This is a genomic window from Streptomyces sp. NPDC014676 (assembly GCF_043084105.1).
GTDB lineage: Bacteria > Actinomycetota > Actinomycetes > Streptomycetales > Streptomycetaceae > Streptomyces.
Genome location: NZ_JBIBZI010000018.1, coordinates 66,465 through 83,360 on the forward strand (window position 1 = coordinate 66,465; position 16,896 = coordinate 83,360).

The 16,896-nt window shown below is 69.8% G+C and carries 18 protein-coding genes; 16 read left to right on the forward strand and 2 right to left on the reverse strand.

What is annotated here, in order from left to right:
- The first annotated feature begins 2 nt into the window (after positions 1–2).
- The 12 genes from ACF1DX_RS34315 (at position 3) to ACF1DX_RS34370 (ending at position 10,848) form a co-directional block, all read left to right on the forward strand.
- Positions 3–1,322: a UDP-N-acetylglucosamine 1-carboxyvinyltransferase gene (locus ACF1DX_RS34315; protein WP_391795076.1), complete on the forward strand. Its 1,320-nt coding sequence runs from the start codon at positions 3–5 to the stop codon at positions 1,320–1,322.
- The gene (locus ACF1DX_RS34320) at positions 1,319–2,557 is read left to right on the forward strand and encodes a metallophosphoesterase (protein ID WP_391795077.1); all 1,239 of its coding nucleotides are present in this window, start codon (positions 1,319–1,321) and stop codon (positions 2,555–2,557) included. Before ACF1DX_RS34315 ends, ACF1DX_RS34320 begins: the two co-directional genes overlap by 4 nt.
- Complete coding sequence (gene dcd, locus ACF1DX_RS34325) at positions 2,554–3,093, forward strand: dCTP deaminase (RefSeq protein WP_142194793.1); 540 nt, start codon at positions 2,554–2,556, stop codon at positions 3,091–3,093. Before ACF1DX_RS34320 ends, dcd begins: the two co-directional genes overlap by 4 nt.
- Positions 3,090–3,626: a deoxycytidine triphosphate deaminase gene (locus tag ACF1DX_RS34330; protein WP_391795078.1), complete on the forward strand. Its 537-nt coding sequence runs from the start codon at positions 3,090–3,092 to the stop codon at positions 3,624–3,626. Before dcd ends, ACF1DX_RS34330 begins: the two co-directional genes overlap by 4 nt.
- Positions 3,627–3,649: 23 nt before the next feature.
- Positions 3,650–4,738, forward strand: coding sequence for a glycosyltransferase family 4 protein (locus ACF1DX_RS34335; RefSeq protein WP_391795152.1), 1,089 nt, complete (start codon positions 3,650–3,652; stop codon positions 4,736–4,738).
- A 95-nt stretch (positions 4,739–4,833) separates the two neighbouring features.
- Positions 4,834–5,877: a serine hydrolase domain-containing protein gene (locus ACF1DX_RS34340; RefSeq protein WP_391795080.1), complete on the forward strand. Its 1,044-nt coding sequence runs from the start codon at positions 4,834–4,836 to the stop codon at positions 5,875–5,877.
- A gap of 531 nt (positions 5,878–6,408) precedes the next feature.
- Positions 6,409–6,567, forward strand: coding sequence for a hypothetical protein (locus ACF1DX_RS34345; protein ID WP_391795081.1), 159 nt, complete (start codon positions 6,409–6,411; stop codon positions 6,565–6,567).
- A gap of 197 nt (positions 6,568–6,764) precedes the next feature.
- Complete coding sequence (locus ACF1DX_RS34350; RefSeq protein ID WP_391795082.1) at positions 6,765–7,385, forward strand: hypothetical protein; 621 nt, start codon at positions 6,765–6,767, stop codon at positions 7,383–7,385.
- Between the two features lie 158 nt (positions 7,386–7,543).
- Positions 7,544–8,086 (forward strand): DUF5994 family protein, encoded by a 543-nt coding sequence (locus ACF1DX_RS34355; protein WP_391795083.1) that lies wholly within the window; start codon positions 7,544–7,546, stop codon positions 8,084–8,086.
- Positions 8,087–8,192: 106 nt separating this feature from the next.
- Entirely contained in the window at positions 8,193–9,386 is a 1,194-nt protein-coding gene (locus tag ACF1DX_RS34360; RefSeq protein ID WP_360843600.1) for a PP2C family protein-serine/threonine phosphatase, read from the forward strand.
- A 94-nt stretch (positions 9,387–9,480) separates the two neighbouring features.
- Positions 9,481–10,185 carry a DUF5994 family protein gene (locus ACF1DX_RS34365; RefSeq protein ID WP_360843597.1) on the forward strand — a complete coding sequence of 235 codons (705 nt, stop codon included), beginning with the start codon at positions 9,481–9,483 and terminating at the stop codon, positions 10,183–10,185.
- Positions 10,186–10,500: 315 nt separating this feature from the next.
- Positions 10,501–10,848 carry an STAS domain-containing protein gene (locus tag ACF1DX_RS34370; protein ID WP_142194789.1) on the forward strand — a complete coding sequence of 116 codons (348 nt, stop codon included), beginning with the start codon at positions 10,501–10,503 and terminating at the stop codon, positions 10,846–10,848.
- A 93-nt stretch (positions 10,849–10,941) separates the two neighbouring features.
- Here ACF1DX_RS34370 and ACF1DX_RS34375 read toward each other — a convergent pair whose 3' ends face one another.
- Positions 10,942–11,424 (reverse strand): DUF5994 family protein, encoded by a 483-nt coding sequence (locus tag ACF1DX_RS34375; RefSeq protein WP_182674944.1) that lies wholly within the window; start codon positions 11,422–11,424, stop codon positions 10,942–10,944.
- A gap of 240 nt (positions 11,425–11,664) precedes the next feature.
- On the opposite strand from ACF1DX_RS34375, the gene ACF1DX_RS34380 reads away from it, so the two are divergent.
- Complete coding sequence (locus ACF1DX_RS34380) at positions 11,665–12,771, forward strand: ImmA/IrrE family metallo-endopeptidase (RefSeq protein WP_142194788.1); 1,107 nt, start codon at positions 11,665–11,667, stop codon at positions 12,769–12,771.
- A 2-nt stretch (positions 12,772–12,773) separates the two neighbouring features.
- On the forward strand, positions 12,774–14,000 hold the full coding sequence (locus tag ACF1DX_RS34385; RefSeq protein WP_142194787.1) for a hypothetical protein: 1,227 nt from the start codon (positions 12,774–12,776) through the stop codon (positions 13,998–14,000).
- On the opposite strand, the gene ACF1DX_RS34390 is transcribed toward ACF1DX_RS34385, so the two are convergent.
- Entirely contained in the window at positions 13,970–14,599 is a 630-nt protein-coding gene (locus ACF1DX_RS34390; RefSeq protein WP_142194786.1) for a hypothetical protein, read from the reverse strand. The genes ACF1DX_RS34385 and ACF1DX_RS34390 overlap by 31 nt on opposite strands.
- Positions 14,600–15,174: 575 nt before the next feature.
- On the opposite strand from ACF1DX_RS34390, the gene ACF1DX_RS34395 reads away from it, so the two are divergent.
- Together ACF1DX_RS34395 and ACF1DX_RS34400 are read left to right on the forward strand one after the other, a co-directional pair.
- Positions 15,175–16,173: a Rieske 2Fe-2S domain-containing protein gene (locus ACF1DX_RS34395; RefSeq protein WP_391795084.1), complete on the forward strand. Its 999-nt coding sequence runs from the start codon at positions 15,175–15,177 to the stop codon at positions 16,171–16,173.
- Entirely contained in the window at positions 16,157–16,699 is a 543-nt protein-coding gene (locus ACF1DX_RS34400) for a DUF1360 domain-containing protein (protein ID WP_391795085.1), read from the forward strand. Before ACF1DX_RS34395 ends, ACF1DX_RS34400 begins: the two co-directional genes overlap by 17 nt.
- The last annotated feature ends 197 nt before the right edge of the window (positions 16,700–16,896 follow it).

Here is a 16,896-nt window from a genome sequence, read left to right on the forward strand (position 1 = left end):
TGATGACGACCACCCACGCCCCCGGCGTGGCCGCCGAGGTGATCGCCGTACGCCCCGGGTCGCCGCTCGCCGGCACCGTGAGCGTCGACGGCTCCAAGAACGCCGCACTGCCGCTCCTGGCCGCCGCGGCTGCCCTCGGCTGCCCGGTCCGGCTGGGCAACGTCCCGGACAGCACGGACGTCCAGATCATGCTCGCTCTGCTGCAGCAGGCGGGCTGGCATGTCACGCAGCCCGTCGGAGAACCGACCACATATGTGATCCTGCCATCGGGGGCATCTCGCGGGCAGCCCGATCTGGCGCAGGCAGCCCACATCCGCGCCTCGTACTACCTCGTCCCCGCCCTGCTCGCGCGTTACGGCCAGGCACAGCTGCCCTGGCCGGGTGGCTGCCGAATCGGCGCGCGTGGCATGGAGCTGCACTTCAAGGTGTACGAGGCGTTCGGCGACCGGAGCCGACTGAACAGCTCCGGTTACGGCATCGAGGCACTCGGCTCTCACACCGGCACCGTCTCCATCGCACTGCCGTTCCGTTCTCGCGGTGCGACCGTGGCCGCGACCCTGAGCGCTCTCACGACCGGCCGCCCCTTACGCCTGGGTCAGCCCAACCTCTCACCCGAAGTCCTCAGCGTGCTCGACGCCCTGAGTTCGGTGGGCTGGGAGACGCGCGCCAGCGAGCATGTACTCACTCTCTCACCGCCTTCCTCGCCGTCGGCTGCCCCCGCTGCCTGGACAGTTCCCGGAGACAAGATCGAGGCAGCCACGCTCGCCTGCGCAATCGCCGCGACACGCGGTACTGCCCGTATCGACGGCGTGCAGGCCAAGGACGTAGGCCCGTTCGTGGCTGCCCTTCATCAGCTCGGCATCCCCGTCGTCGCGGAATTGGATGGCCTTACCGTCCGCGCCCAGGAGGCAGCCCCCACGGGTCGCCCCCTGCGGGCCATCGCTTCCCTGAGCCCGGCCGGTCTGGATGCCGACTTCGAACCACCGCTCATGGCGCTCGCCTTGGGACTGCCCGGGACGCATCTGTTCGCCGACGCGATCAATCCCGGCCGCCACGGCAACCTGCTGCCGCAGCTGGCCCGCCTGGGCGCCGAGATCGAGGAGATCTCCCCCACCGAATGCCGCCTGACGGGGCCCCAACTACTCACGGGCGCAGGCGTTGAAGCCACAGACATCCGCACCGGCTCCGCCCTCATGGTCGTCGGCCTCACGGCCCGAGGCGTCACCACCATCGGCGGCCTCGACCAGTTGCGCCGCGGCCACGCCGACCTGTCCGGCAAGCTGCGCGCCCTGGGTGCCGACATCTGCGAGGTCACCCCATGACCACCGACGGCCGGAACCTGCGCCAGATCGTTGCCACGACGGACGTCCACTCCGCCTTCGACAACGCCGCACCGTTTCTGACCCACCTCCACGCGCTGCGCCCGACCTCGCTCATCGTGGACTGCGGCGACTTCTTCGAAGGCAGCGGGTATTACCGCCTCGCTGGCGGCACGATCGAGCGGGAGATCCTGCTCGGGCTGTACGACGTGCTGGCTCCCGGCAATCATGGCTGGTCCCACCACTTCGACCCCGACCTTCACCGGCGCACTGTCTGCGCCAACGTCGTTCATGCCAGCACCGGCGACGCTCTCTTCCGCCGCCTGTACGTCGCCGACGTCGATGGACGGCGCGTCGGCGTAACCGCTGTGATCGGTCGGCAAGCCTTCCACTCGATCCCGGCCGCCCAGCGAGTCGGCCACTGCGTGACCGATCCCCTCCAGGCCCTGCGCGACGTGATCCTCGCCCACGTCCACGAGGTGGACAGCTGGGTCCTGCTCAGCCACTCCGGCTTCGACGAGGACCGGGAACTCGCGGCGGCCTGTCCCTTCCTCGACGTGGTCTTCGCAGGGCACTGCCACAGCGACCAGTACGGGCCGGTCCGAGTCGACGGCACCCTGGTCGTCAAGGGCCGGGAACTCGCCGAAGGCTACGCAATCGCCGCACCCGTGGGCCGGGGATGGGGTGCAGGCACCACATCCTTCCCCGATCGGGTCCCGAGCGTCGTCCCGACGGAGCTTGCGGATCTGTGCTCCCAGATCGACGGCGTCAAGCAGCAGCTGGCCGCCACCCTCTGCCCGCTCGGAGCGGTCTACCGCCACCGGACCCTCGACCGGCGCAGCCTGCTTCTGGACCTCACCGCCCGTCTGCGAAGGGGGCTCGGCGCAGACGCGGTCATCCTCAACGAGACGGCGCTACGAGCCGTACCACTCGGCGACACCCTCACCCACGGTGACCTGCTCTCCATCGAGCCGTTCGCCAACCAGCTGGTGCACGCCCACGTACCCGAGTCAGCGCGCAGCGACCTCCCCGGATGGCTCTCACATCTGACCACCCAGATCGGCCCGCTCGTCACCGCTCCCGATCCCTTGCCGGACGCCGTCACCACCGTGCTGACCACCGATTACCTCGCCGAGACCCACCTCGGCGGACGCACGCACGAGGCCGGCCTGCGCCTGGACCACGCCGTCCAGCACGTCCTCACCGCTCCCGGCACCGCGGAAGGAGGCGGCCAGTGATCCTCACCGGCCCGGAGATCACCGCTGCCGCTCACGACGGCCGCCTCAGCATCACCCCGTTCGCCGCCGACCAGGTCAACCCCAACAGCTACAACGTCCGTCTGGGCCCCACCCTGATCACCTACACGAGCACAGTCCTGGACGCCCACCTGCCCAATCCCACCTACAAGACAACCATCGGCTCGGAAGGGCATGTCCTCCAGCCAGGCGAGCTCTACCTCGGCCACACCCTCGAAGAGGTCGGCTCCGACACCTTCGTGCCGCTGCTGTTCGGCCGCTCCTCCGTCGGACGTCTTGGCCTGTTCGTCGAGATCACCTCGCCCATCGGCGACATCGGCTTCCATGGGCAGTGGACGCTCATGCTCACCCCGACCCGGCCGCTGCGCGTGTACGCAGGCATGAAGATCGGGCAGATCATGTTCTTCGTCTCCACGGGCGCCGTGGAACTCTACAGCGGCAAGTACCAGGCCGCCGCAGGACCGCAGCCCTCCGCCTACTGGCGAGACCTCGCCCGGCTCCCGGCGGTGGCGCCGTGATCCTCACCGGCCCCGCCATCGCCGCCGCTGTCCAGGCCGGCGAGATCATCATCGACCCCTACGAGTCCAGCCGCGTCTCCCCCAACGCCTACGACTGGCGGCTCGGCGACACGATCCGCGTCTGCGACGACGACCTCGACGCTGCAACCCCCACCGCCTTCACCGAGGAGTCCATCCCCGACACCGGCTTCGTGCTGCGCCCTGGCCTGCTCTACCTGGGCATCACCCTGGAGCGGACCGGTTCTGAGATGTACGCGCAGCTGCTGAACGGCGACCTCACCACCGGCTCCCTGGGCATCTGGGTCCACGTGTCGGCCCCGCTCGGACACCAGGGCCATGCGATCCGGTGGACGCTGGAGATCCGCGCCACGCGACCGGTGCGCGTGTATCCGGGCATGACCTTCGGCAAGCTCGTCTTCCTCACCCCCCTCGGCGCACCGGCCAGCTACCAGCAACAGCCCGCCAAGTACGCCTCCACAGAAGGCATCGGCATCTCGCGCCTCTACGAGGAGATCGACGGAGGCACACGGTGAATGCTCGCTCGGCCACCGGCCCGATGGCCGCCACCTTCCTGGACCTCCCCGCCGGAAGCCCCGGCGGCAGCGTCGAGCTCTTCCTCGACCTCTACACCGGCCAGCAGCCCCTCATCCCGGCCCGCGCCTTCATGCTCGCGCCACCCGGTCACGCTCCCCGACCGCCCGTCGGACTCAACCTGCTGCCCGTGGCAGGCAAATGCCTGGAAGGACCGGCCTTCAGCCGCTACGTCGCCGCCCTTCGCAGAGCACTCACAGCCGCGGTCGATCCCGCGCAGATCGACGTGCTCCACCTGCAGCACCTCGCGTTCGGCGCCACTCCTGCTCTCATCCGCGCTCTACCGACACATCCCCGGATCGCCCTCGTCCACGGCACGGACCTGCTCTTCGCTGAGACACACCGAGACCAGCTCCAGGTGCTGCGCGAAACAGCCAGAGCCGCCGACGCCGTCGTCGTCCCCACCAACGCGATGGCCGACCGCCTCCGCAAGCTCGCCCCGCAGATCGGACGCCGCAAGATCACCCACATCCCCTGGGGCATCCCCGACCACCTGCTCACCGACCCGCCGCCCCGGCCAGTGCGCACATCCACCAGCCACCTGCGGCTGCTGTACGCAGGACGCCTGACCACCGAAAAGGGCGTCGAGGCCCTGATCAAGAGCTTGGCTTCCGTGCCCGGCGTCGAGCTGAGCATTGCGGCGCCCAGAGCCCAGTTCCATGCTCTGGCCCCGCTGATGCAACGAGCAGGCGTACGAGTGCGGTACCTCGGCTGGCTCCGCCGTCCTCAGCTGTGGAAAGCCTTCACCGAACACGACGTGCTGGTCGTGCCGTCCACCACCCTGGAGGCCATGGGACTCGTCGCGCTGGAAGCCCAAGCGTGCGGACTACCCGTCCTCTACCAGCCCATCCCTGGTCTCAGCGAAACGCTCGCGGCATCCGGTACGGCCACGGACTTCGCCAACTCAGCCGCACTCGCGCGCGACCTCGACCGGCTGAGGGCGACGCCCGGACTGCTGACCGCCCTGCGACAGGCGGGTTACGCAAACGCGGCTCGCCACCCCCTTTCGGCGACCGCGCGCTCCCTGACCGAACTCGGCCGACAGCTCACCTGAATCCGGCCGCCGGACGACCCGCCCCGCCACTACCCGGACCGCTCCGCGAACGTCACTACGCTGACCGACGGGGCACCCCGTCGAAGAGGGAGACCATGACGTACGACCGCGACCGCATCGAAGCCCTGCTCGACCAGGGAGTCCGCGACAAGATGTACCCGGGCGCCGTGTGGGCCACCGGCGACGCAACCGGCACCCTCGCCCAGGGCACAACAGGCGTCCTTGACCCCGACGAGCCGGACGTGCCGATGCGCACCGACACCGTCTTCGACGCCGCCAGCCTCACCAAGATCCTGGCCGTCTGGTCCTCCATCGGCGCCTTGTGGGAGGACGGTGCCCTCGACCTCGACCAGCCACTCGGCAGCTTCTGGCAGGAAGTCGCCAGGCACCCACTCGGAGCCGTCACCGCCCGGCAGCTGCTGACACACACCGCCGGCGTCCCACTGCGGGCGCAGCTGAAGAACCTCTACGGCACCAACCCCCACGAGATCCGCCGAGGCGTCCTCCAAGAACAACTTCACCGGACACCCGGAGGAGCCGTCGAGTACACCGACCGGGCCGCCCTCATCCTCGGCTACCTCGCCGAACACCTCTCCGGCCAGCCCCTGGACCAACTGGCCACCGCCCGCATCTGGCATCCGCTGGGAATGACCAGCACCCGCTTCGGCCCCCTGCCCGCCGACCTCGTCGTCCGCTGCGCGCCGACCGAACTCGACCAAGACACCGACACCCACCTCAAGGGAGTCCCCCACGACTTCTCAGCCCGCCTCCTCGGCGGCGTCTGCGGCATCGCAGGCGTCTTCACCGTCCTCGACGACCTCGCCACCTTCCTCCAGTACATGCTCGACCCTGCTGCGTCCCATGTGCGGGCTGGTTTCGGCAGCGAGTGGACCACCCGCTCCCTGACCATCGGGACCGGTGAGCTGCAGCCGGCTCGTGGCCTGTTCTGGCATCCCGCTCCCGGCACCACCACTGAGGATGACGTCTGGGTCCACTACGGCTTCACGGGCACAGGCATTTGGATCTCTCCCACCAAGGGCCGTTGGGCGGTGCTCCTGACCAACAAGCTCTACTACACCCGTGACCGCGAACCGCTGACCGGCGTCCGCAATGCCTTCCGAAAGCTGGCTTTCACTTAGGGAGCAAATCCTTCTGGCGTGGGATGTTTCGCTCGGAGGGGTTCGGAGACCCGGTGAGCGGAGGTCGCGTCGCGTGCGGGTTCGGAAGTGAGCTGGCATTCAATTCGTCCACCCGCACTGCCGTCCGGCTTCGAACGCGGGCGGCAGCGCTGTGCTGTGTTCACGGGGCTGCGCGGCGGCCGGTGCTGGTCCAGAGTCGGCGCGCATCCTGCGCACCTGCCTCGACAGGGCAGGGACGGGCTGGCGCCCCTGCTCTTACCCTGCCGACCCTCGGCTGTGAGGTGCGCATCCTTCGACGCAGCCGCTTCCGGTTGCGGCCGACGTACGGTTGAAGTACCGAGGGCATCACGTACTCCGGCGCATGCCGGGTCGTCCTCGGCGAGACACGAGTGAATCCGGGCCGCCCCCGTGGCCGGCACGGAGACGGGTCGGCACCATGTCCGCCGCGGTCGAAGCAACTCAGCGCAAGCTCATCACGGCAGGAACCGCGCCGAGCACCCGCGCAGGTCCGCAACCCCGCCGAGGAGAGACGTGACGGCCTTTTCCCGGCTGGACATCCATCGGCGAAACCGAGGAGAGCGAACGCTCGTCACGCTTGCCGGCGACATCGGGCCGACCACGACGCCGCTGCTACGGGCCGCCTTGGAGCAGTGTCTGCTGGACGGCGTCACCGAGATCGACACGACCTGACCACGGTCGGCTCCTGCGACGCCCGGGGCTTGGACGTCCTCCTGTCGGCAGCACGGCGCGCCGGCCGGGTCCACGCCCGCCTGCGGCTGCACCATCCGTGCGCTCAGATCGCCCGGCTCCTCGACGCCACCGGATCGACTTCACTGCTCCTTACGGCCCCCGTGAGTCCCGTGCCGCCCACCGCATCCAGCGACCACATGAGTACCGCGACGCGGGCGCCCAAGGCCCCCGCTCGTCGGCTGGACCAGCCGGTCCTCTGGGACGGTATCCGCCTTCGCCGGCTGACCCGCCGGCAGGCAGAAGACAAGCGCGAGGACATCGCCGACCTGGCTGCGGAGTCCGTCGCGGGCACCTTCGGAGCGGCATACCACGACCGCGGAGACTTCCTGCACCGCTTGGCGGCCACCGCCCACCGCCCCGGCTTCGCCCTGCTGGTCGCCGAGACGACGGTGCTGGTCGGTTGCGCCTTCGGTTTTCCGGTGGGCTCTGACGGTTCCGACGGCCGACAGGGCGGCGGAACACTCCAGGAGATCATCCAGCGGCTCACCTCCTGCACGCGGTTCGTCCTCCTGACCCAGGTCGTGGCCCATCCGCACGCACAGCACCGCGACATCGCCCACCGCCTGCAACAGCGCCTCCTCACAGACCTGCACTCCTCCCTCGGGGTCACCCTGCTTCATCCTGCCGACCGGGGAACACGAGCCGCCTTCTCGTCCTGGGGCTGGCAGAACATGGGTGAGGTCATCGGCCTGCCCGGCCCCCTCGCCCCCTGCGTGCTGACCTTGTCCGCCGAAGGACAGCCCTTGGCACGCCGATGATGTGGCAGTGCGATGGCCGCCTGCCACGCCGCCTGCCACAGCCGGAGTAATCTGAGACATACCGAGAACTTCCGGGCGCACGATGACGGCGGCGCCGTGCCCGGCGAGCGACAGACACGGGCAGCCGGAAACCGCACGGCCCGGAACGGAATCGCACGATGAACATCACCACAGAGCCCGCCGAAGGTGCGGTGCCCGATGACGGACACTCCTACCGGATGCCCATGCGCCGGCTGCGCCTCATGCCAGGTGTCAGCCATGGCCCGCTGGACGGCGCATGGTGGCCGCTTTGCGACGCACTGGAACTGGAGCTGCCCGCGCTGGTCGGCTCCTTGGATCCGGGCATCGGCACCGTCACCCGCGTGACCGTGGAAACGGCCGCCTGGCCCGATGCCCCGCAGGAGGTGATGGCTCCCGGCCACGTGATCGAGGTGGTGCTGACCGATTCCGCCGCCGAGGCACATGCCATCACCGTGGACTGCGGCACCGTGGGGAGCTGGGAACTGCTGGTGATCCCCCCCCCCCCCGGACGAGCCGGCCCGAGTGGCCACCCGGTTGCTGACCGCTGCTTCCGACCCCGCGAACCCACTGTCGGCTCCGCGCCTGCTGGCACTCGCCGAGAGCGGCCCCGACGGACAGGACGCACGGGAGTCGGAAGGAGGAGCCGGACCCAGGTGAGCAGCCCGGCCGACTCCGCCTGACCGGCGGGACGGGCATCCACGACCGCATGATGGAGCCATGGCACCGACACATCCTTTGTCATCCGGGCCCGCCCCCGCCCGAAACGTGACCGCGGAAGGTGACGGGATGACGGCAGGACGGCGCCCGGACCGGTCCGAAAGCTTCGGGGAAGCGCTCCTCGGAAAGATCCTGGACAGCGCGCACGAACTCCCACCCCATCTCATCGGGCCCCTGGTCGCCGACGTGGTGGACCGGCTCGGTGGCCGCCGTCCGCAGGTGCTGTTGCAGGACTACGGCCAGTTGGTGCTCGTACCGCTGCCCGGGGAGGGCCTCAGCGGCGGGGAACCGCAGGTGATCGACGACTCCGAGGCGGGCCGCTGCTTTCTCGACGCGGTCCCCGTGGAGGTGCCCGAGCAGGACGGCATCCGGGTCCATCTGCCCCTCCTGGACGGCGGTGACCAGGTGGGGGTCATGGCGGTGACGCTGGACAGAGTCGATGACGACGACCGCCGCCTGCTGCTCAGAATCTCCGGCCTGGTGGCCGACCTTCTGGTGACCAAGCACGGCTACTCCGACCTGTTCTTCGACGTCCGACGCGATGAGGGGATGAGCGTCGCCGCGGAGATCCAGTGGTCGCTGCTGCCACCTCTGGCCATGATCATGCCCCGGGTCGCCGTGGCCGGGATCCTGGAACCCGCCTACGACGTGGGCGGCGACAGCTTCGACTACGCGCTGAACGGCGATGCCCTCCACGTGGTCATGATCGACGCGATGGGGCACGGGCTGGACGCGGCCACGATGGCCACCGTGGCCATCGGCGCCTACCGCCATGCCCGCCGCTCCGGCATCGGACTGTCGGAGATCTACGCGTTCATGGACCGCGCCGTGGCCGAGCAGTTCGGTGCCGAGCATTTCGTCACCGCGCAGATGCTGCAGGTGGACACGACGACGGGGCGGGTGCAGTGGGTCAACGCCGGGCACCCGCCGCCGATCCTCGTCCGCGACCACCGCGTCGCACAGCGTCTGGTCGTCCCGACGACCCTTCCCGTCGGCCTGGGCGGTTCGGAGCCTCGGGTGAGCGAACTGGGGCTGGTGCCCGGTGACCGAATCCTCTGCTTCACCGACGGAGTGGTCGAGGAACACAAGAGCGGCGGGGAGGAGTTCGGCGAGGACCAGTTGATCGACTGTGTGAACCGGCTGGAGAGGACCGGCCGCGGCATCCGGGCGGTGACGCGCTCCCTGTCCCACACGCTCAAGCAGGCGCGCGGCGGACAGACCAGCGACGACGCGACGCTGCTCATGGTGGAGTGGCGCGGCTGACCTCTCGTCCCCGCCGTCCGTCACCGTTGCACGGCGGCAGGTACCGCACATCCGTGCGGCCACTACCCCTCGCCGCTGGTGAACGCGGAGTAGTGTGGGGAGTACCGAGGGCATCTCGCACACCGGCTTCCACGCCGGGTCGTCCCCGGCGAAGGATGACACCCGGGCCGCGGCGCAGGTGGCCCGGAGACAGGTCCGCACCATGTCGGCGACCTTGTACCCCACCCTGCCGCACCCCGAGCCCGTCGCAGCCCCAGCCGCGCGTCTCGCGCTGAAGACCGACGGCGCCTCCCGCGGGCTTTTGGACGGAGCCTGGTGGCCACGGTCCCGGGACCTGCTGAGTGAACTGCCGGCGCTCACCGACCTGTTGGACCCCCTGTGGGGCCACATCACCCGTATCGCCGTCAACCCGGAGCACTGGCCGGTCATCCCCCGCAAGATTCCGGTGAGCGGGCACATCGTCAAGGTCGGCTGGTTCACGTCGGAGATCGACCCGCACAAGCTGCTGCTGCTCTCCTACGGCACCAGCCGCTGGGATCTCCTCGTTGTTCCGCCCGAGACCGGGGCGCAGTCGGCGGCCCGTCTGATGGCAGCCGTATCCGACGACGACGGCCCGCTCCTGACCGCGAGCGCGCTCATCGCCGCGGAAGCGGCCCGGCACGCCGTCTCCCCCGCCGGCCAGGCACTGGACCCGGACGAGGCAGGGGAGTCCGAGGGCGGCGCCTCGGCGGTGGCCGCGGCCGTCACCGAACAGACCGGTCCGCCAGGGCCGGCCAGCCGGCTGATCATCGGTATGTGAGGTGGCCGCCGTGAACGCCTTCCTGACGGCCATCGCTTTCCTGGTCCTCGTCGCAGTGGCGGCGTACGTGATCCACCGGCTCGGGCTCCAGCACGCCGACAGGATCGCGGCATACCGGTACAGCACTCCCCGGCCCGGTCGCCGTGGCCGGGGCGCGCCCCAGCCGCACCCCGCACCATGGGCCGGCATCCGGGCATCCGACCGGCCAACCGGCCGCCCATCCCCACCGCCCAGCCGGCCCGAGACGACGCGAGCACGGGGCGTGGACGCAGGCTCTGGAGCACCCGAGGATCCGAGCATCCGAACCGAGGCGTCATGACTCTTCCGCGGCTGAACATCTACCGGCACGACCGGGGCGCGCGGGCCCTGGTCACCTTGGCCGGTGTGATCGACCCCGTCACCGCGCCCCGGGTGCGCGCCGCTCTGGAGCAGTGTCTGCGGGACGGGATCACCCTCATCGACGTCGATCTGACCACCGTCGACCGCTGTGACGACAGCGGCCTGCGCGTCTTCCTCGACGTGTCGGAGCATGCCGCCGAGGCCCAGGCGTTCCTCCTGCTGCACCACCCCTCCCCGCAGACCGAACGACTGCTCATGGACACGGGCTCCGACGGTCTGCTCTACCCGATGAGGCCGGGAGGGGCGCGCCCTCAGCGGGCCTGACGTCGACAGAAGCACCCCAGGGAACGGGCCACCGGACGGAGAGCGCTGATGCGCCGGTCAAGCCGTACGCCGGTCGCGCCCCGCGCCGCCCCGTCAGCCCACAGGACCACGCCCGCTCCCGGTGTCGATGAGGATCTGTTCCGCGTCGCTGACGTTGTCCACCCGGACCGCCTGGGCCATCGCGGCACGTGCGGCATCCGGTGCCGCGTCGGGCGGGACGACCAGCAGCGAGAAGATGTCCCGGTCGCCCCGGGTGATCAGGACCGTGTCGTCACCGACCGGGAAGGAGTCGATGTGCACCACGTGGTCGTCCACGACGATACGCGTCGGGAGACCCTCCCAGGCGGAGGCATCCAGCCCCACACGGGACACGGGGCCGAGGTGGGCGACGAGGGCACTCAACAGGGCGGGCAGCTCGGCGCCGATGTCGCGCGAGCGCGGCCACCACGCGCCGTCGAGGACGCCTTTGCGTGATTCGGTCGTCTCCAGCCGGAGAAGCGCAGATCCCGGTCGCACGGCCTCGTGGACGCCACTGGGCAGGCGCCGGGGAACAGGTGGTGTATCCGAGCTGGTCATGATGACCACCCGTCTGTAGGGCCGGTGCGACGACGGGACTCCGTTCCGCAGCTCCCACGCTACTCCTGGTGTCACGCGCGACGGCATCTCCAAAGCCCCCGCCCGGCCCTGGAGGGAACGGATGCAGCACACGGGGGGTCCGCCGCACGTCGAGATTTACGGAGGGGGCTCAGGGCCTCGAATCAGTCGTGGAATATTTCGTGCTACTGTTTCGAGGTCTGATACGAGGTGGTGTCGTGTATGGCGATCGCTGAGCTGCGGGCGCACCCCGGGATGCTCGTGCTGGCGCGCGAGTCCCGCGGGCTGACGCAGGCTGAGGTCGCCACGGCTATGACCAAGGCGTCGCTGAGTGGCACTACGGTTTCTCAGGGCTACGTAAGCCGAGCCGAGGCTGGTCGTCTCGTCGTCACTGGCGAGCGTCTTGAGCTATACGCAGCCGCGCTCGGCTACCCTCCTGAGCTGCTGTGCCTGGATCCGCAGGTCAGCGGCATCGGAGTGGGTCTGGTCCACCACCGCAAGAAAGCAGCTCTGTCTGCTTCCGCTCTGCGGCGCGTGCACGCCCATTTGGCGCTCTCACGGATTCAGTTGAACGGCCTGGCGTCCGCAGCGGCATTGCCACCAGTCCCGCAACACTTCTTCAGGGTCTCGCTGGATGACCTCACCACCCCGAAGGACGCTGCCCGGCGAGTCCGCAGGGAGTGGTGCATGGCCCCCGGTCCGGTGCCCAACATAGTCGCGGTGCTGGAGCATGCCGGCGCACTGGTAATCACCCGCGACCTGGACAGCGACCTGTTGGACGCCGTAAGCCAGTGGGCAGAAGGCGGGCAACCTCTGCTCCTGGTCAACACCCGGGCACCGGGCGACCGACGTCGCTTCAGCATCGCGCACGAGCTGGGTCACCTTGTGATGCATGACGAGCCGGGCACAGGGTCAACACAGGAGAAGCAGGCCGACGCCTTCGCTGCCGAGTTCTTGATGCCTGCCTCCGATATCCGGCAGGCGTTCTCCGACCGCGTCGATCTGGCCAGGCTGACGGAGCTGAAGCGGCTTTGGGGTGTTTCCATGAGTGCGCTGCTGCGCCGTGCCCAAACGCTCAACGCTGTCAGCGAGTGGCAGTACCGCACCCTGATGATCGAGATGTCAGCGCTCGGCTACCGGACCGCGGAGCCTGTTGATGTCCCCCCCGAGCAGCCGCGGCGCCTCGCCGCCCTTGTCCACACCTTGCTGACCGACCGCCAGATGACTCTGGAGGATGCGGCTGCCTGCGCGCACCTGCTTCCTGAAGACTTCCAGCGCCTGTACGTCGAGGGCGCCGGTTCATCATCATTCCCGGCCTTCCGAAGGTGACCATGACCGACCGTTCCGCCCCGCTGCCTCGTCCACGCTCCGATCTGACCGAGCCTCCCGACGCTGTGGGTGCGCGAGACCGGCCGGACAGCCTGAACAATCTGCAGGGCCGCATGCTGATCCAGGTCAGCACCGCCCGGCTCAGCTACGTCCAGGGGCAGGTCGACCTGGCACGCAGTGGGCTCATCCTGTGTGGCACCGACGCCGTGAAGAAGGCCGGCACCCTGCGATACCGGGACGGCTACGCCGCTCCGCTCCTGATCGACCCGGCGGTGTACGAGGTCAGCGCCGCGACCGAGGAGAACCCCTTCCCCTACGACGCCGAGCCCACGCTCTTCCTCGACGATCCCCTGGAACTGTCTCTGGCCGAGCAGCGGGACGCCGGAGCAACGCTCCCCATGACCCCCACCGGCTACATCAGGGGGGAGGACTCCGATGCCCTCCGGGCCGCCGTGACACGAGTCCTGGAACTCGACGATCCAGAGGTGATCTTCGCCGCTCCGGTTGATGTCTCCTGGCTACGCGACGAGGAATCGACCCGCCAGCTCATCGCCTACCTGCGGATGATCAAGGGGCCGAAGGCCATCATGCTGGGCGGGCAGATGGACCCCCTGGCCCGTTACGCCAAGGCCGTAAGTCATCTCAAGCAGGTCATCGAAAAAGTCCCCAGAGCTTCCCTGCTACGCACAGATCTCGCGGCATTCGGCGCCCTGGCCTTCGGTGCCGCCTTCACAGCCTTCGGCGCCAGCAGCCGCTACCGGCACATCATCGCCCCCGGCGAAAAAGCGCAGACCAACAAGAGCATCCCCGTGCAGTCACCGCACGTTCTCTTCCCCGACCTGATGGCCTTCTTCCTGGGCGAGACGATCGCCAAGCGTTACGGTGGCGCCCACGCTCCGGTCTGCTTCTGCTCGGCCTGCGCCGGCAAGCTCGCGCTGGACGCCTTCACAAGCAACCGCGGCGAGCTTCCTGCCGCAGCGGCGGCCCACAACGTCGCTGTCCTCATGGAGTGGCTGCGCGCCCTTACTTCCGTCAAGCCCGGCACAGCACGCCAGCAGTGGTGGTTCGACCGCTGCCGTAAAGCTCTCGATCAGTACGAACTGATCAACACGTCCATCAGGCAGCCGAAGGCGTTCAAGTCTCCGGCGCAGCTCGATCGATGGGCGTCGACCGCTCCCGAAGCCGCCAAGACATCGGCTCAGACAGCCGCCGCCGAGCGTAGGCGCTGATATACATCCTCGACGAACCACCAGGCCGCAGCGGTGTGCCGGGGCGGCCTGTAGTCCTCCGGCTCCAGTACCAGCTCGACCTCGTTTCCGGAGGCGACGAACACGCCGATGCCGTAGAAGTCGGCCTCGACGAGGACCTCATCCAGTCGGGCTGGAAGACGGTCCAACAGCATGGCCCGGCGGCAGAAGGGAGCAAATTGGCCCGCTCGCTCAAGGCCCAGGCGCCACCCGGAAGCGCGAACCACAGCAAGATCCACCTGCAGGGGCCGCACGGCACGTCGGGTGACCGTCTTCCGGTCTCGCTCCACCGCTCCCGACGGCAGCCCTCGCACCGCCCGCCGCGCCGGCGAGTCCAGCGATTGCAGCGGAACAGGAACGTCCACCGGGAGTGTCAGCAGGCACTCAAGGTCGGGCAGCTTATCCACCCTGGCGGCGGAGACTTCCTCGCGCCGCGCATGCTCGCCCTCGTTCAGACGGTAGAAGCACAGCGCCTCGGTCCCGAAGACAGAGACAGTTCGGGCCTGCCCGCCCGGCTCCAGCAAGGCGCGAGAAGCCTCCCGCACAGAACCGCCCGTCAGGGAACTCGCCAAGGTCACCATGGCCCCCACCCTGCCTCACTGGGATTCGACCGCATGCAGCGGCCCCGCGTTCATCCAACCCGTATGAGTACGGGTACACCTGCCAAACAGCTCAAGACGCCTCGCGGACACTGCCCGACTGGGATCCTTCTCCGCATCACTGCCCTCATCACGGCGCCCTAGGCGCGAAAGCTGGGCCTGAACGCGCCTCCCCAGCCACGTCTCCGGAGGGCACATCCAGGGCACATGAGCCCGGGAAACGGCGTTGACCCATGAGAACTACCAAGAAGGGTTTCCGCAGGTCAACGCACGTTTCACCGAGAAGCCCCAGGTCAGTGCCCCACCGCCGCCAATCGCTGCACGAGTGGCAGGACTTCTCGCACCGGCTGCACGAGGCGGGGCATCAGGCTTACTGCCTGGTGTGGCCCTGAGCCGGTTCCGGTGGTGGTGGGCGGGGTCTTCGGGCCCCGCCCTTTCCCGTGCCGGGAACGGGCGGCCGGATGACCGAGGACGCCGTCCGCACGGCCCTGGGCAGGGGCCGGCTCCGCGTCCTGGGCCGGCTGTTTGTCCCCTGCCGTCGGGGGGACCCACCGTCCATGAGCGAGAAGCCGGGCCGCCGTGCGGGCCAGAACCGGATGCTGTGGCTGCTCGACGCCCTGGAGCGTGATCCCAGGGCGGACGGGGCGGCCGACGTACTGACCAGGAGAGTCCGGGCCCTCCCGTTGGGCCGCGCACGGGACGCGTTGCACGGCAGGTGGCTCGGCCATCCCGTGCACCCCCTGATGGTGCAGGTGCCGGTCGGCAGCTGGATGTCCGCCGCCGTGCTCGACCTGTGGCCCGGCCGTTCCCGGGGGGCCGGCCTCCTGGTGGGCGTCGGACTGGCCGCGGCCGGCCCCGCCGCGCTGGCGGGCGCGGTCGACTGGGCCGAACTGCACCGTCAGCAGAAACGGGTGGGACTGGTGCACGCCGTGGCCAACACGGCGGCCGTGGGACTGTACGGCGCCTCGCTCCTCTGCCGCCTCACCGGACGGGCCGGGGCGGGCCGCGCGTACGGCTTCCTCGGGCTGACGGCGGTCGGCCTGGGCGGCATGCTGGGCGGCCACCTGGCCTACCGGCAGGCTTCCGGCGCCAACCACGCCGAGGAGGTACCGCACGTCGTCGGTGAGGGCTGGCACAGGGTCGGCACCGTGGACGAGTTCCCCGCCGGGCGGCCCGTGCGGCGCACCGTGGACGACGTGCCGGTCCTGGTGGTGCGCGAGACCGGCGGGACCTTCCACGCACTGGCCGAGCGGTGCAGTCATCTGGCGGGCCCGCTCTCCGAGGGCACGGTCGCCGACGGATGTGTCCGGTGCCCCTGGCACGGCAGCGTCTTCCGGCTCTCGGACGGCTGGAACGTCCGCGGCCCCGCCACCGCACCCCAGCCCGCCTTCGACACCCGCGTCGTCGACGGACACGTGGAGATCGGGCTGCGCCGTGCGGACGGGACGGACACACCGGCCGGGCACGGAGCGGAGGAGGCACCGACGGGAGCGGAGGCGGACGGGGCACGGACGCGGGCCGAAGGAGGGGGCGCAGGCCATGAGCGCGACGTCTGAAGGCCGTTTCGCGGACCGTCTGAGGCGACGGTGGCGGCACACCGAACGCACGTACTCGGCCGAGGAGGACCGCCCGCTGCGCGGCTATCTGACGACCATGGCGGCTTTCGGCGTCTACACGGCGGGGTGGGCGGCGGTCGTCAGGATGCGCGGCCGTCCCGTGCCGGAGCGGCCCGTGCCCTGGGACGTGGCACTGACCGCGGTGGCCACCTTCCGGCTGAGCCGGCTGCTGAGCAAAGCGTCGGTGACCAGCCCGCTGAGGGCACCCTTCACCACGTTCCAGGGCCCGCAGGGGCCGGCCGAGCTGCACGAGGAGGCGCGGTCCGAAGGCGCCAAGGACACGATCGGCGAGCTGGTGACGTGCCCGTTCTGCATGAGCGTCTGGGTGGCCTCGACCCTCACCGCCGGACAGCTGCTCTGGCCGCGCGCCACCCGCACCGCCATGGGGGCGCTCACCGCGCTGGCCGGCGCGGACGCCCTGCAGCTGACCTACAGCGCGCTGGTGGACAAGGCGACCGGTGAGTGACCGCTTCTCACACGCCTGACCGCCCCCGGGGCAGAGGTCCCACGCCGGAGTGACGGCCGGGGCGCATCGCGGTGTGGCGTCGCCCGGGGCGGGCCCCGGACGGGCGGCCGATGCGGCGGCGAGTGCCCAGGACTCTCCGGCCTGCCTGCTCCCCGGCCCCGCCCGGCCGCCACCGTCGTGTCCGGGAGGCCCCGGAA